A 14,631-nucleotide genomic window follows, 5' to 3' on the forward strand; every position below is an offset into this window, starting at 1 on the left:
CGGTCGGATCGGTCCGACGTTTCTGGTGACCAGAGGGTGGCTGACCATGCTCGAGGTGTTCACCGGTGTCGCCGCGTCGCTCGCTGGGGTGGGCGGGTTCGCCTGGTGGCTACGCCATGACGGTCCGATACGCCTGATCGCCGGATGCGTCGCGGTCCTGCACCCCGACCCGACCCGTCGTAACGACGCGGTCGAAGTGTTGCGCTGCACCGGAACTCACCGTTCGACGCGACGGCGGCGCAAACCGACCAGGTCCTTGTAGGTCCCTGTTGTGCGAGGTCCGGGCGGCAGCGGGTTGATGAGAACACGATCTCTGCCGGTGCTGTCAGGATCCTCGTCCGATCGGAAATTCGATTGTCGTGTCCGGCACGCCAGCCGTCGGCCGATTCACGCTGGGCGGCCACAGTCATTCGCGTTCGGTTCGATTCCGTGCCCGCCGTCACCGAGGCAGCCCCCGGACACGGCCCCGGTCGGCCCGATCACCGGGCGACCTCTTCTAAAGAAATCTTTCTAAAGCTATCTTTATATGATGGCCGACCCCACCGCCACCCACCTCGGCGACCCCCGCGCCCTGCGCGCCTACGCCCACCCCACCCGCCTGGCGCTGGTCGCCGCGCTGCGCCGCGACGGCCCGATGACCGCGACCCGCGCCGCGACCCTCGTCGGGGAAAGCGTCGCCAGCTGCTCGTTTCATCTACGCCAATTGGCCAAATACGGACTGGTCGAAGAGGCCGGGGGCGGCCGCGGCCGCGAAAAACCCTGGCGCGCCACCGCACTGGTCACCCACTGGGACGGCGACCACGACGACCCGACCACCCGGGCCGCCGCGACAGCGCTGAACATCGCTGTCGCCGAACGCTATGCGGCGCTGATGGCGGCCTGGCTGCGGACCCGCCCCCAGGAGGACCCCGCCTGGCGTGCCGCCGCGCAATTCGGCGACACCGTCGTGCCACTGACCGCGGCGGAACTGGCCCACCTCGGGGCGCGGATCGAGGAATTGATCCACCCGTATCTGCGACGACTCACCGATCCGAGCACCCGCCCCGCCGACGCGCGCCCGGTGGCGCTGCTGCACGTGGCCTTTCCCAGCGACCGGCTCGACCACCCGCCGACGCCATGAGATCAGGGTTGTTTCTACTGCGCGAGAACACCTTTCGCCGGTACTGGCTGGGCCAGACCATCTCCGGATTCGGCGATCAGATCTCCGGGTTCGCGCTGCCGGTGCTCGCGGTACTGATGCTCGATGCCCGAGCGTGGCAGATGGGGTTGCTCACCGCGCTCGTATGGATCCCGCACCTGCTGTTCGGAATCCACGCCGGGATGTGGGCGGATCGGCGGCGACGACGTCGGCGGGTCATGATCGCCGCGGATCTGGCGCGGATGGTCGTGGTCGGCAGCGTCCCGCTCGCCTTCGCGTGCGGGATGCTCACGCTGATACAGCTGTTGGTGGTGGCCTTCGCGACCGGCTGCGCGGCGGTGGTTTTCGAGGTATGCAACGCGCGACTGTTCACCGCGGTCGTGACCCCCGAGCGATACCTCGACGCTCACGCGCTGATCCACGGCAGCCGGGCAGTGGCGCTGGTCAGCGGCCCGAGTGTGGGTGGGGCGCTGGTGCAACTGCTGTCGGCTCCGGTGGCGTTGGTGGCCGACGCGATATCGTTCGCGGCCTCGGCGGGGGCGCTGGCGCGGATGCGCGTCGCGGACCAGCCCGCCGACACTCCCGCGCGCGGCGGGCTCGGCGAGGGACTGCGGTTCATCGCCGCCGCGCCGGTGATGCGGGCCGCGCTCGCGGCGACCGCCACGGTCAATCTGTGCACGTTCATGCTGGCCCCGCTCGTACCGCTGTATGTGCTGAGCGTGCTGGGTGTGGCCGCGGGACTACTCGGGCTGATCCAGGGCCTCGGCGCGATCGGGGCGCTGCTCGGCGCGCTGTGCGCGGGCACGATCGCGCGACGACTCGGCGTCGGGGCGACCTTCGCGACCGGATGCGTGCTGTTCACCGCACCCCTGGCATTGATTCCGCTCGCACACGGCCGCGGGCCGATCGTGGTGGCGCTGCTGGCGACCGCGGAGTTCGGGTCGGGCCTGGGGGTGATGTGGCTGGATGTGACCGTGTCCTCGATCAGCACCGCCTTCACCCCCGAGCGATTACGTTCGCGCGTCGTCGGCGCCTATCAGGCGGTGAACTTCGGTGTGCGCCCGCTGGGTTCGCTGGCCGGCGGCGTCCTCGGCAGCGTTCTGGGCCTGCGGGCGACACTGTGGCTGGCTGTGCTCGGCGCGAGCGCCGCGGTGCTGTGGCTGGCGCCCTCCCCGCTACCTCGGCTGCGCACCCTGCCGACACCCCACGAAACGCCCGGCGAATCGGCCCCGATCGACGATGCTGTTCGGTGACGGCGGTGAACCACACGCACGGGGTATGTCGTGTGTGCAGCCACCGGCACATCGAACCCGACGAGAGGGCGTCATGACCAGCAGAACAGCGGCCACACTCCTGGCCGCGACCCTGGCGACCGGGCTCAGCGCCCTCGGCGCGCCCCCCGCGGCCGCCGCACCGATCTGCCCCGGCGCGGGCCAACCCACCACCGTGGTGGCCGACGTCGCGGGCGCGGCGTTCGAGGGCCTGACCGTGGACGCCCACGGCCGCGCCTACACCACCGACCTGACCACCGGGCGGGTCTACCGATTCGACACCCCCGGCGCGGCGCCCACGGTGGTGACGACCGTGCCCTCGGGCGGCGCGGGCGCACTGGCGTGGACACCCGATGGGGCGCTGCTCGTCGGCTACGGCGCCGACGCGCGCGTCCTGGCCGGTGACACGATGCGCCACGCGGGCGTCATCCGCGTCGATCCCGACACCGGCGCGACGACACCGTACGCGGCCGGGCTCAGCGCCGCCAACGGGCTCGCGGTCACCGCCGACGCAACCACCTACGCCACCAACGATTTCGGCAGCCTCATCGGCCGCATCGCCCCGAACGGAGCCGTGCAGGCGGACTGGGCGCGATTCCCCAGCGCCAACGGCGCGGTCCTCGACCGCGACGACACCTACCTCTACGTCTCACGCACCTTCGCCAACCCCGGCGTGAGCCGCATCCCGCTGGCCGACCCCGCCGCCGCGCAATCGCTGCTGGACCTGTCCGGTCCCGACGCCCTGGCCGCACCCGACGGGCTCACCCTCGATTCGCGGGCCCGCCCGGTGGTCCCGCTGAACCCCTCGGGCACGGTCGTGCGCATCGACGCCCCCGGACGCACCTGCGTCCTGGGCACCGGCGCACCACTGACCAGCGTGGTCAGCTACGGCCGTGGCGACGCGGGCTTTTCGGCCGGACGGCTGTTCGCGGCCACCTTCACCGGGCTGGTCTACGAGGTACCCGGCGGCTACGACCCGACCGCGCGCACCGCGACCCCCGAACGGTAAGGCGAAAACACCGCGGGTGACCGACCATATCGCCGAGTTCCAGCACCCCCCAGCCCACTGAGGACCGTCCGACAGCGCCCACGCCACACGGTCATGGCCGGCGCTGTCGACACCGGCTGTCGCCCACCGCGTTCAGCGCGACCCGAGCACACACGCCTGAGCGGCGTCGACCAGATCGACCAACTCCTTGCCCTCGGCCTCGTCGAGCACCGCGAACGCGGGCTCGATGAGCGTGTCGGTGAGCGCTTCGGCCGATTCCCAGCGCCGCCGCTGCTCCTCGCTGATCGCCTCGAACGGCTCACTCCACCCGAACAGACGCGCCTGGGCCGGGCCGTCGTTGACCGCCGAACCCGCGATCAGCACCGCCTGCAACGGACTCAGACCACTCGCGCGCACCGCCAACAGATGCAACCCGCCACGCAGCTCACGCGCCACATGCAGCAGCTGCATCGCCCGCGCCGCACCATCATCGGCCAACGGCAACCCACGCCACCCCGCGAACAACGGCACCCCGGCCACCTCCGCCGCCCCCACGACGCGTTCCAGCAACTCCGCCAGCCGATCCGCCCGCTCGAAGGCGGCGAGTTTGCGGCGACCGAAATCCTGCACCACCCGCAAATACGCGGTCGCCGCCTCGGCCGCCGAACCCGGCACCGACTCCCACGCCGCCCGCACGGTCGCGGGGCGGAAGAAACCGAATGCCGCGACGATCACCTCGGCGTCGACATCACCCAGCACACCACCGCGACCACGGGTGTAGGGCGCGAGGAAATCGTCCACCCCGGTGCTGCGGGCATAGGCCTTGGCCTCGCGCGAGAACATGAACGCCCCACCGGTGAGCTGGATCTGCTGTTTGACCGCGGCAGGCACCGACACGGCCAACCCCTCTCTCTCGGAACCGTATTCGCGCCGAGCATATCTCGCTATCCTCGGCTAAGGCCAGACCCGCGATTACTGCCACCCGGTTGCAAAATCCTTGTCACCCCCGCTCCCGACGATGACATAAGCTCAGGGCCGGGCCCGGGACACCACAGCTTCGAAGCGAGCGACGATGGATTATGACCTCGGCGCGACCGCACCCGACCCCGGTGCCGACCGCGCTACGGCGACGCGAACCGCGTTGACATCTCTGGTTACCCAATTCGCCGAACACTGGCAAAATCTCGGCGAACCACCCGACCTGTCCGCGCACCTGCCCACCGAACCCGCCCTGCGCCGCACCGCCCTCATCGAACTGATCAAAGTCGACCTGCACGAACGCTGGCAACGCGACAGCGACGCCCCGCGCCTGGCCGACTACCGCCACCGCTACCCCGAACTCGACACCGACCCCCTGCCCCCGGACCTCATCTTCGAAGAGATCACCGCCCGCAGCCGCCGCCACGGTATCGACCTCACCGAATACGAACACGACTACCCCACCCAAATGGCGCGCATCACCGAACAATTCGACGACACCGGCGAACTCACCCGCGGCATGCGCTCCACCCTGCTGGCCGACCCCACCGCCCTCGACGCCCTCGACACCATCAACCCCGGCGCCACCGTCGACGACTTCGACCTACTACTGCCCCTCGGCCAAGGCAGCTTCGCCCGCGTCTTCCTCGCCCGCCAACGCTCCCTCAGCCGCCTGGTCGCGGTCAAGATCTCCCACGACCGCGGCACCGAACCACAAACCCTCGCCCAACTCGACCACGACCACATCGTGCGCGTATTCGACCAACGCCAGATCACCGAACAACGCCTGAAACTGATGTACATGCAATACATCCCGGGCGGCACCCTGCTCGGAGTCCTGCGCCTGCTCCGCCGCACCCCACTCGACCAACGCGACGGCGCACTCCTGCTCAAAGCCACCGACGCCGCCGCCTCCACCGGCGGAGTCTTCGAACCCCAACCCTCCACCACCCGCGGCCGCCTCGAACAACTCACCTGGCCCGAAACCGTCGCCTGGCTCGGCGCCCGCCTGGCCACCGCCCTGCACTACGCCAACGGCCGCGGAGTGCTGCACCGCGACATCAAACCCGCCAACGTGCTGCTCACCGCCGACGGCCAACCCAAACTCGCCGACTTCAACATCAGCTTCAGCCGACACCTGCCCGGCGCCAACCCCGTCGCCTACTTCGGCGGCTCCCTGCCCTACATGTCCCCCGAACAACTCGAGGCCTGCCACCCCACCCTCGACGCCAGCGCCGCCGACCTCGACACCCGCAGCGACCTCTACGCCCTCGCCGTCGTGCTCTGGGAACTGCTCACCGGCCGCGTGCCCTTCGACGACGAACACGGCGCCGGCGAATCGGAAAAATCGTTACAGGGCATGATCGACCGCCGCCGCGCCGGCATCGACCCCCGCTTCGAAGCCGACCTACCCCCCGACACCCCCGCCGCCCTCCGCCACGCCCTGCTCACCTGCCTGTCACCCGACCCCGCCGACCGCTACCCCACCGGCACCGCCCTGGCCCACCAACTCGAACTCAGCCAAGACCGCACCGCCCGCGACCTCGTCGACCCACCCGCCCACACCCTGCGCGCCCGACTACGCAACCGCCCCGTCCCCGTGGTCATCCCCTCGACCCTGTTCGGCCAACTCCTCGCCGCGCTGTATCTGGTCGGCCACGACATCAAACTCATCCGCAACGCCCTCGGCCCCGAAGCCACCGTCCACCTCGAACGCCTCGGCCTGCTGATCATCATCCTCGGCTACCCCATCGCCATCACCGTCCTGCTCTACTGGTGCCGCGCGATGTTCCTGGTACCCAACGGATTACGCCGCGGCCGACAATTCGACCCCGCCACCCTGCAACGCGCCCGCGCCGACACCCTCGCCTGCGGCGACCGCATCGCCGCGGCCACCTTCACCGGCTGGCTCGCCGCCATGGCCCTCTTCCTCATCCGCCTGCAATCACTCGGCTCCCTACCGCTCGGCCTGACCATCGACCTCATCGGCTCCTACCTCATCGCCGCCGCCGTCGCCGTCGTCTACACCTACTTCCCCGTCACCTTCTTCGGAATGCGCTGGTACTACCCAGGATTGGTAGCCGCCGGACACACCGTGCCCGCCGACGCCGCCGGCCTACGCCGCCTCGTGCGACGCACCCGCATATACCTCGGCGTGTCCGCCTCGGTCCCGCTCATCGGCGTCCCCACCGGACTGATCTTCCTGCAACCCGGCCAACAACAGATGGTCATCGGCTCCATCGTCGCCCTGTGCGTCGGCGGACTCATCGGATTCGTGGTGGCACTGCGCACCTTCTACGCCCTCGAAGCCGATCTCGCCGCGCTGGAACGCGTCGTCACCGCCGGCTGAGATACCGAAACGGTCATACGATCAAGATCGTCTACTCTCGAGCTGGTGCTAGGACATTCACATGCGACCAGTGGGGCGCTGGCATGGGCGGGAGCCGCTGCCGCACTACCACTTTCGGTGCTCACCTTCCCCGCCCTGCAAGTCGGGCAGCTGGGCACGGTAGACCTGCTGATGGGAACCTTCCTCACCGCCGGCGCCGCACTACTGCCCGACGCCGACCACCCCAACGGCACCATTTCGCATGTGCTGGGCCCGATTTCACACGTAGCCTGCAAACTCATCGCCGCCGTCACCGGCGGCCACCGCCACGCCACCCACTCCCTGGCCTTCGTCGCCGCCGTCTCCTACGGCACCTGGGCCGGCGAACACTGGATCGGCCGCTGGTTCACCCTCGGCCTCGTCTTCTTCCTACTCGCCCTGGCCATTCGAGCCCTCAACCTCTGCCCACCCGGCACCGGCCCCCGCTCCTACTTCTCCGTCACCGTGCTCGCCGTCGCCGGAACCTTCGCCATGGACCAATGGATCTCCGACAAACCCTCCTGGCTGCCGTTCTCCGTCGGCCTCGGCGCCCTGGCCCACCTCATCGGCGACTGCCTCACCGACCGCGGCTGCCGACTGTTCTGGCCCCTGAAAATCCGCACCCGCGCCCCACTCATCGACCGCACCGGCAACAAACTCGAAGTCTGGGTGCTCTCACCACTTTTCGTCCTCGCCACCCTCGCCGTGCTCTGGTACATCATCACCCACCAACCCTGACCACCCAGCGCTTCGGCTACTCTTCCTCGAGCACGAGCGACGGAGGACCGATGTCGGAACGCGAAGAACTCACCTGGGACCTGTTCGGCGCCGCCAGCCGCGAACTCGCCGAACAGGTCGCCGCCGACGACTTCGAACCCGACCTCATCCTGTCCATCGCCCGCGGCGGCCTGTTCGTCGCCGGAGCGCTGGGCTACGCCCTGGACGTGAAGAACCTGCACGTCATGAACGTCGAGTTCTACACCGGCATCGACCAGCGCCTCGACATGCCCGTCATGCTGCCGCCCGTCCCCTCCGCCGTCGACCTCGCCGGCGCACGGGTACTGGTCGCCGACGACGTCGCCGACACCGGCGCCACCCTCAAACTCGTGCGCGACTTCTGCGCCGACAAGGTCGCCGAGGTCCGCTGCGCGGTCGTCTACCAGAAACCGCGCTCGGAAGTCGACTGCGAATACGTCTGGAAGCGCACCGACCGCTGGATCAACTTCCCCTGGTCGGTGCTGCCGCCGGTCGTACGCCGCGAACCCCGCGTCCTGGAAGCCTGACAACGCCGAAGGCCCCGGACAATTCGCCGGGGCCTTCACACGTTCACCGCGGGCCGGGCCCGCACCTGCCTCAGACCAACTGAGCCGACACGATCGTGATCGGCTCCGCCGGCACATCCTGATGACCGCCACGCGAGGTCGTCCGCACACCGTCCAGCGAATCCACGACCTCGGTGCCCTCGACCACCTTGCCGAACACCGCGTAACCGAAACCGTCCTGACCCGGGTAGTTCAGGAAATCGTTGTTGCTGGTGTTGATGAAGAACTGCGCACTGGCCGAATGCGGATCCGACGTACGCGCCATCGCCACGGTGTACTTGTCGTTACGCAGACCGTTGTTCGCCTCGTTCTCCACCCGCTGCGGCGCCGGCTTCTGCTGCATCTCCGGAGTGAACCCGCCACCCTGCGCCATGAAACCCGAAATGATCCGATGGAAGATCGTGCCGTCGTAATGGCCCGACTTCACGTAATCGACGAAGTTGGCCACCGTCTTCGGCGCCTTCGCCTCATCCAACTCGAGGGTGATATCCCCCGCTGACGTTTGCAACAGCACTTTGGTCATTCGGCAATCGTAGGGTGCGCGACCACCCGCCACCGCAGGCCCCTCGCCAGTCATCCCCGCCCGCTCTCAGCGAGGAAGTGATCGGTGTGGACGTGAGACACATACCGAGGTGATGCGGTATGGGTTGAGGGTAATAAGACATGCATTGATACGCACATGTCCATTTCCTGCTGATTCGGCTGTCGAACTCACTGTTCGTACAGCTCGAGCGGCAAATCATCCGGATCGAAGAAGAAACCGAACCGCTTCCCTGTGAACTCGTCCACCCGAACCTCCTCGGTCCGCACCCCCCTCCCCCGCAACTCCTTCAACGCCTCCCCCACATCCGCCACCACGAACGCCAGATGCCGCAACCCACACGCCTCCGGCCGCGAGGCCCGCGCGGGCGGATCGGGAAATGAGAACAACTCCACCTGCGCCCCGTCCGGCAACGCCAGATCCAACTTGTACGAATCCCGCTCCGCCCGATAGTTTTCCGCCACCACCTCCAACCCCAACACCTCGGTATAGAACGCTCGCGACACCGCGTAATCCGACGCGATGATCGCCGCATGATGAATCCGCTGCAACCGCATCGCCCGAGGCTAACCGACCGGCTCGGCGTCGAAACCGAAGCACCACCTCGACAGCCGCACCGGAACGCCTCGGAGCTCCCCTCTTCCTCCGAAGCTGTTTTCGAACGTCCGCGGGCTGGAACGTGCGGGTTCAACATACAGTGATCACATAGTTAGATGCGCATATCTATATCACGGTATTTTTATTGCGTTGATGGGCTCCCGCCTGCGGATGGCCTATCGGTGACTATCCGGCCAGCACTGCCCGGGCGGCGTCGACGGCCATCCCTCGATACGCTCCCCCGAACAGCACCACATGCACCAGCAGCGGATACAGCTGATGCAGTGGAATGCGTTGGCGCCAGCCCGCTTCCAGGGGTGCGCACTCCTGGTAGGCGGCCAGGATCCGGTCCAAGTGGGGAGCGCCGAACAGGGACAGCATGGCCAGGTCGGTTTCGCGGTGACCGCCGTGGGCGGCGGGGTCGATGAGGCGGGCCCCGGCGGTCGTCCAGAGAATATTGCCTGCCCAGAGGTCGCCATGGATGCGGGCGGGCGCTTCGGCGGGGCCGCAGAACTCGCCGATTTCGGACATGATGCGTTCGATCAACCCGACGCCGTCCCGACCCAGCGCCGAGGCGGCCGCGCGCAGAAGTGGGAGCAGGCGATGTTCGGCGTACCAGCTGCCCCACTCCCCCGCGCTGGGGGAATTGTCCTGCGGGAGTGAGGCGATGAAGCCGGGCCAGGGCGCGCCGAAGGATTCGGGAGTGCGGGCGTGCAGTGCGGCCAGATCGCGGCCGAGCTGTTCGGCCGAGGTCGAACTGGGCGTGGATTCGGGAAGCCATGGCAGGACGAGCATGTTCGCATCGGCTGCCAGCACTTCGGGGATCAGGCCGTGCTCACCCTCCCCCAGCCAGCGCAGACCGGCCGCCTCCGCCGCCAATGCCTGTCCCGCGTCGGATCGCCGGTGCGAGTCCAGGGCTTTGGCGAAAACCTCGCGGCCGTCGGCGAGCTGTGCGCGATGCAGCGTCCAGGCGTGGCGATGGCCGAGGTCGGTGACGACGCGCACGGGTGTGTCGAGCAGGGCGGCCAGCCTCGACGCGAGATCGCTCATCGCTTCGATTGTGCTCGATCGCGGAGGAATTCGGCGGTGGCGGGGTCGGCGGGGAAGAACGATTCGATGGCCAGTTCGGCGACGGTGACGTTCATGGGCGTGCCGAAGACGGTCATGGCGCTGATGAAGGCGAGTTCGGCGCCGTTGTGGCGCAGGCGCAGCGGCACGACGGCCTGTTCGGGTTCGGGCAGGCCGGGTGGTTGTTCGCCGCCGGGGTAGTCGAGTAGTTCGCGGTGCAGGGCGGCCAGTTCGGTGGAGCCGGAGATCTCGATCTGGCGTTGCAGGCGTTCGAAGAGGTGGCCGCGCCATTCGGCGAGGTTGACGATGCGGTCGGCCATGCCCTTGGGGTGCAGGCTCAGGCGCAGGGCGTTGACCGGTGGGGCGAGTAGTTCGGCGGGGATGCCGTCGAGGAACAGGTCGATGCTGCCGTTGGCGTCGACCATATTCCAGTTCATGTCGACGGCCAGGGCCGGATTGGGTTCGTGGCCGATGAGGATCTGTCTGAGGGCGGTGCGCACGGGGGCCATCTGCGGGGTGTCGAGGGCGGGTTCGGCGTAGACGGGTGCGTAGCCCGCGGCCAGCAGGACCCGGTTGCGTTCGCGCAGCGGTACTTCCAGGTGTTCGGCCAGGTGCAGGATCATCTGGCGACTGGGGGTGGCGCGCCCGGTTTCGATGAAGCTGAGGTGGCGGGCGGAGGTTTCGGCGCGGCCGGCCAGTTCGAGCTGGCTGAGGCGGCGGTTGACCCGCCAGTGGCGGATGAGGTCGCCGGCGTTCTGGGTTGGCACGTGGTCGATCGTACGGAGCGGGGTGTGCGGCGACGATTACGTGCGAGGTAATGGTTGGCGTCGCGGCGGTGCGCAGGTGTGGTGTTGTGACGCCGTGGCTTCGGGCCGATGGCGGCGGGTGGAAAACGGTGTGCCCGCTCTGGATTCAGCGGGCGGGGATGGGTAGGGGTGGTGCGGGTATCCGGGTTGGTGACAGGACAGCGGCGAAGGGATCTGGCAGGGTGACCGATATGAAGACGATCCTGATCACGGGGGCGACATCAGGCATCGGGCTGGCGGCGGCGCGGCAGATCGCGGCCGGGGGCGGGCGGCTGGTTCTGGTGGGACGTAATCCGGAGAAATTGGCGGCGGCGGCGCGGCAGGTGGGTGCGGCCGGGGCGGAGGCGGTGGACACGCTGGAATGTGATGTGTCGTCGCGGGATTCGGTGCGGGGGTTGGCCGAGCGGGTGCTGGATCGGTATGAGCGTATCGACGTGTTGGCGAATAACGCGGGCGGTTTCTTCCTGACTCGGTCGGAGTCGGTGGACGGGGTGGAGTCGACGTTCGCGACGAATCATTTGGGTGGGTTTCTGCTGACGGAGTTGTTGGTGGATCGGTTGGTGGCGTCGAGTCCGGCGCGGATCGTGTTCACCGCGTCGGTGATGCATTACGGGGCGGTGTTGGATTTCGATGATCTGGGCCTGCGGCGGGGGTATTCGGGTCAGAAGGCCTACAGCCGGTCGAAGCTGGCGAATGTGCTGTATGCGCGGGCGTTGTCGCGGCGGTTGGCGGGGACGGGGGTGACGGCGAACGCGTTTCATCCGGGGGCGGTGGCGACGGGGATCTGGAATGCCGCGCCGTGGTTCGCGCGCCCGGCGATGGAGGTGGTGAAGCGGATCTTCATGGTCTCCGCGGAGGAGGGTGGGCAGCGGTTGACCTATGTGGCGACCGATCCGGATCTGGCCGCGGTGACGGGATGTTATTTCCAGAACGATCGGGTGAAGGCGCCGTCGCGGGTCGCCCAGGACGATGCCGTGGGTGAGCGGTTGGTCGCGGAGAGTGCGCGGATGGTGGGGTTGGCGGCGGCGTCGCGGTAGGTTTTGCGGCAGACTCGGCGGAATGACTGTTCTTCGCCGCGAACCGTTTCCGCCTATCGAACCGTATGACCGTGGGTTGCTCGACGTGGGCGACGGGCAGCGGATCTATTGGGAGGTTGCGGGCAATCCGGCGGGTAAGCCGGCGGTGGTGGTGCACGGCGGGCCGGGCGGTGGGGGTAAGCGCGGGATGCGCCGGAATTTCGACCCGGCGGTGTATCGGGTAGTGATGTTCGATCAGCGCGGGTGTGGGCAGAGCCTGCCGCATGCCGGTGATGCGTCGGTGTCGTTGGCGGCCAATACGACCGAGCATTTGATCGCGGATATGGAGCGGTTGCGCGAGCATTTGGGGATCGAGCGGTGGTTGTTGATGGGCGGGTCGTGGGGGTCGACGTTGAGTTTGGCGTATGCGCAGCGGTTTCCGGAGCGGGTCAGTGAGATCGTGTTGATCGGGGTGACCACGACGACGGCGGCGGAGATCGATTGGTTGTATCGCGGGGTGGGGTTGTTGGTGCCCGATGCGTGGGAGGAGTTTCGGGCGGGGGTGCCCGAGGCGCAGCGGGACGGGGATTTGGTGGCGGCGTACGCGCGGTTGGTCAATGACGCGGATCCGGTGGTGCGGGAGGCGGCCGCGCGGGGGTGGTGTCGGTGGGAGGATGCGGTGATCGCGCACGAATCGTCGGGTACGCCCGGGCAATACAGTGCGAAGCCGGATGCGGACATGATGGCGTTCGTGCGGATTTGCACGCATTATTTCGCGCATCGAGGCTGGTTGTGGGAGGGGCAGTTGCTGGCGGGGGCGTCGGTGTTGGCGGATATTCCGGGGACGTTGATTCACGGTCGGTTGGATTTGTCGGGGCCGCTGCGCACGGCGTGGGATTTGGCGAAGGCGTGGCCGGCGGCGCGGTTGCGCATCATCGAGGATTCGGGGCATACGGGTAGTCCGGCGATGTTGGAGGCGATCTTGGGGGCGGTGGAGTCCTACGGTCGTCGTCTCTGAGGGTGATCCGCTTTGTCCGCCTTCGATTTCGGGGTCGGGCTCGGCGTTTTGGCTGGGCGTGCCGGGGGCGGCGGGCGGGGTTATGGTGGCGTACGTGTCGTTGGTGCAGTGGGGCCTTGATCGGCTGCCGGAGAATTATCGTGAGCTGTTGCTCCGGCATGGGGAGTTGCTGAAGTTCGCCGTGGTGGGGGCGATGACGTGGTTCGTGGATACCGGGATCGTGTACGCGTTGAAGTTGACGGTGTTGCAGGACAAGCCGTTGACGGCGCGGGCGTTCGGTGTGCTGATCGCGACGATCGTGTCCTACATTCTGAATCGGGAGTGGTCGTTCAGTGCGCGGGGTGGACGACAGCGGGCGCATGAGGCGGCGTTGTTCTTCGCGGTGAGCGGGTTGGCGATCGTGGTGACATTGATTCCGCAGGCAGTGTCGCTGTATGTGTTCGATATCCGGGTGCCGCATGTGAGTGCGCCCGCGCAGGCGGTGGCCAATTTCGTGACGGGTCAGATTCTGGGGGTGTTGCTGGCGATGGCGTTCCGGTTCTGGGCGCTGCGGCGGTATGTGTTCCCCGAGGATTTGCGGGAGGCGGAGTTGGAGATTCTCTGAGTCGCTGCCGATCTGGTAGGACGAGAGGGTGAAAATCGGATTTTCGCTGCCGCAGTTCGGTGCGCAGGCGCGGGCGGGGGCTCAGGTGGCGCGGTTCGCGCGCGAGGTCGAGTTCGCCGGGGCGGACAGTCTGTGGGTGGGTGATCGGTGGATCGCGGCGACGCGTCCGACCGTCGGTTATGCGGGGTTGTCGACGATGCCCGAGGAGTTCGGGTCGGTGCTGGATCCGTTCGTGGTGTTGACCGCGGCGGCGGTGGCGACCGAGCGGGTGCGGGTGGGGACCAATGTGCTGGTGGCGCCGCTGTATTCGGCGGTGGGGCTGGCGCGGTCGTTGACGTCGATCGATGTGGTCAGCGGCGGGCGGTTGACGGTGGGATTGGGGATCGGGTGGTCGCCGGATGAGTACGCGGCGGCCGGGGTGCCGTTCGCGCGGCGTGGGGCGCGGTTGGATGAGACGCTCGACGCGTTGACCGCGGTGTGGACGACCGATCCGGTGTCGTTCGGGTCGGTGCCGGAGTTTCGCAGTGTGTTGAAGCCGGTGCAGCGGCCGCATCCGCCGATTCATCTGGCGGGCTTCGCGCCGGAAGCGATTCGGCGGGTGGGACGTCGCGCGGATGGGTGGTTGCCGGTGGTGCGGGTGCCGGGTGTGGACGGGCAGGGCGCGCGGTTGCGGCAGGCGCGGGCGGAGGTCGATCGGGCGGCGCGGGAGGCGGGGCGCGATCCTGGGGCGATCGAGACGGTGGTGCGGGTGAACGTGGCGCGCGGGGTGGGGGCGGGTGAGGTCTCGGCGGCGATCGAGCAGATCGCCGCCGAGACCGGGTTCGAGCATTACTTCGTGGATCTGTTGTATGTGGTGGATTCGGTGGATGCCGCGGTGGAGACGGCGGTGCATGTGCTGGATCGGTTGCGCTGAGCG

The 14,631-nt window shown here is 68.1% G+C and carries 16 protein-coding genes; 11 read left to right on the forward strand and 5 right to left on the reverse strand.

Annotated features, from left to right (window positions below; translation table 11 throughout):
- Nucleotides 1-25: 25 nt before the first annotated feature.
- From NP4_RS29065 to NP4_RS29080, 4 genes are all read left to right on the forward strand, one after another.
- Entirely contained in the window at nucleotides 26-262 is a 237-nt protein-coding gene (locus NP4_RS29065; RefSeq protein ID WP_147288055.1) for a hypothetical protein, read from the forward strand.
- 267 nt (nucleotides 263-529) lie between these two features.
- On the forward strand, nucleotides 530-1,120 hold the full coding sequence (locus NP4_RS29070; RefSeq protein ID WP_068004862.1) for a winged helix-turn-helix domain-containing protein: 591 nt from the start codon (nucleotides 530-532) through the stop codon (nucleotides 1,118-1,120).
- On the forward strand, nucleotides 1,117-2,391 hold the full coding sequence (locus tag NP4_RS29075) for an MFS transporter (protein WP_068004758.1): 1,275 nt from the start codon (nucleotides 1,117-1,119) through the stop codon (nucleotides 2,389-2,391). Before NP4_RS29070 ends, NP4_RS29075 begins: the two co-directional genes overlap by 4 nt.
- A gap of 73 nt (nucleotides 2,392-2,464) precedes the next feature.
- A complete protein-coding gene (locus NP4_RS29080) occupies nucleotides 2,465-3,418 on the forward strand; it encodes an SMP-30/gluconolactonase/LRE family protein (protein ID WP_114755829.1) in 954 nt (317 codons plus the stop codon).
- Between the two features lie 132 nt (nucleotides 3,419-3,550).
- Here NP4_RS29080 and NP4_RS29085 read toward each other — a convergent pair whose 3' ends face one another.
- Complete coding sequence (locus tag NP4_RS29085; protein ID WP_068004760.1) at nucleotides 3,551-4,294, reverse strand: SCO6745 family protein; 744 nt, start codon at nucleotides 4,292-4,294, stop codon at nucleotides 3,551-3,553.
- A 244-nt stretch (nucleotides 4,295-4,538) separates the two neighbouring features.
- Here NP4_RS29085 and NP4_RS29090 point away from each other — a divergent pair, with 244 nt between their 5' ends.
- From NP4_RS29090 to NP4_RS29100, 3 genes are read left to right on the forward strand one after another with little or no spacing between them, the layout of a single operon-like run.
- Complete coding sequence (locus NP4_RS29090; protein ID WP_245998372.1) at nucleotides 4,539-6,725, forward strand: serine/threonine-protein kinase; 2,187 nt, start codon at nucleotides 4,539-4,541, stop codon at nucleotides 6,723-6,725.
- 45 nt (nucleotides 6,726-6,770) lie between these two features.
- Complete coding sequence (locus NP4_RS29095; RefSeq protein ID WP_068004764.1) at nucleotides 6,771-7,481, forward strand: metal-dependent hydrolase; 711 nt, start codon at nucleotides 6,771-6,773, stop codon at nucleotides 7,479-7,481.
- Between the two features lie 50 nt (nucleotides 7,482-7,531).
- Nucleotides 7,532-8,026, forward strand: coding sequence for a phosphoribosyltransferase (locus tag NP4_RS29100; protein ID WP_068004766.1), 495 nt, complete (start codon nucleotides 7,532-7,534; stop codon nucleotides 8,024-8,026).
- A 70-nt stretch (nucleotides 8,027-8,096) separates the two neighbouring features.
- Here the strand turns inward: NP4_RS29100 and NP4_RS29105 are convergent, their stop codons facing one another.
- The 4 genes from NP4_RS29105 to NP4_RS29120 form a co-directional block, all read right to left on the reverse strand.
- Nucleotides 8,097-8,588 carry a peptidylprolyl isomerase gene (locus NP4_RS29105; RefSeq protein WP_062514706.1) on the reverse strand — a complete coding sequence of 164 codons (492 nt, stop codon included), beginning with the start codon at nucleotides 8,586-8,588 and terminating at the stop codon, nucleotides 8,097-8,099.
- Nucleotides 8,589-8,776: 188 nt separating this feature from the next.
- Nucleotides 8,777-9,163, reverse strand: coding sequence for an SMU1112c/YaeR family gloxylase I-like metalloprotein (gene gloA2, locus NP4_RS29110; RefSeq protein ID WP_068004769.1), 387 nt, complete (start codon nucleotides 9,161-9,163; stop codon nucleotides 8,777-8,779).
- Between the two features lie 226 nt (nucleotides 9,164-9,389).
- Complete coding sequence (locus NP4_RS29115) at nucleotides 9,390-10,253, reverse strand: fructosamine kinase family protein (protein WP_068004772.1); 864 nt, start codon at nucleotides 10,251-10,253, stop codon at nucleotides 9,390-9,392.
- Complete coding sequence (locus NP4_RS29120) at nucleotides 10,250-11,038, reverse strand: helix-turn-helix domain-containing protein (RefSeq protein WP_068004774.1); 789 nt, start codon at nucleotides 11,036-11,038, stop codon at nucleotides 10,250-10,252. The genes NP4_RS29115 and NP4_RS29120 overlap by 4 nt, the downstream gene beginning before the upstream one ends.
- Nucleotides 11,039-11,268: 230 nt before the next feature.
- Here NP4_RS29120 and NP4_RS29125 point away from each other — a divergent pair, with 230 nt between their 5' ends.
- From NP4_RS29125 to NP4_RS29140, 4 genes are all read left to right on the forward strand, one after another.
- Complete coding sequence (locus NP4_RS29125; protein WP_068004777.1) at nucleotides 11,269-12,114, forward strand: SDR family oxidoreductase; 846 nt, start codon at nucleotides 11,269-11,271, stop codon at nucleotides 12,112-12,114.
- Between the two features lie 22 nt (nucleotides 12,115-12,136).
- A complete protein-coding gene (pip, locus tag NP4_RS29130) occupies nucleotides 12,137-13,111 on the forward strand; it encodes a prolyl aminopeptidase (RefSeq protein ID WP_068004779.1) in 975 nt (324 codons plus the stop codon).
- A gap of 94 nt (nucleotides 13,112-13,205) precedes the next feature.
- Entirely contained in the window at nucleotides 13,206-13,715 is a 510-nt protein-coding gene (locus NP4_RS29135; protein ID WP_245998370.1) for a GtrA family protein, read from the forward strand.
- A gap of 28 nt (nucleotides 13,716-13,743) precedes the next feature.
- The gene (locus tag NP4_RS29140) at nucleotides 13,744-14,628 is read left to right on the forward strand and encodes a TIGR03619 family F420-dependent LLM class oxidoreductase (protein WP_068004783.1); all 885 of its coding nucleotides are present in this window, start codon (nucleotides 13,744-13,746) and stop codon (nucleotides 14,626-14,628) included.
- Nucleotides 14,629-14,631 lie beyond the last annotated feature (3 nt).

Source organism: Nocardia pseudobrasiliensis NBRC 108224 (assembly GCF_001613105.1).
Classification (GTDB): Bacteria; Actinomycetota; Actinomycetes; order Mycobacteriales; family Mycobacteriaceae; genus Nocardia; species Nocardia pseudobrasiliensis.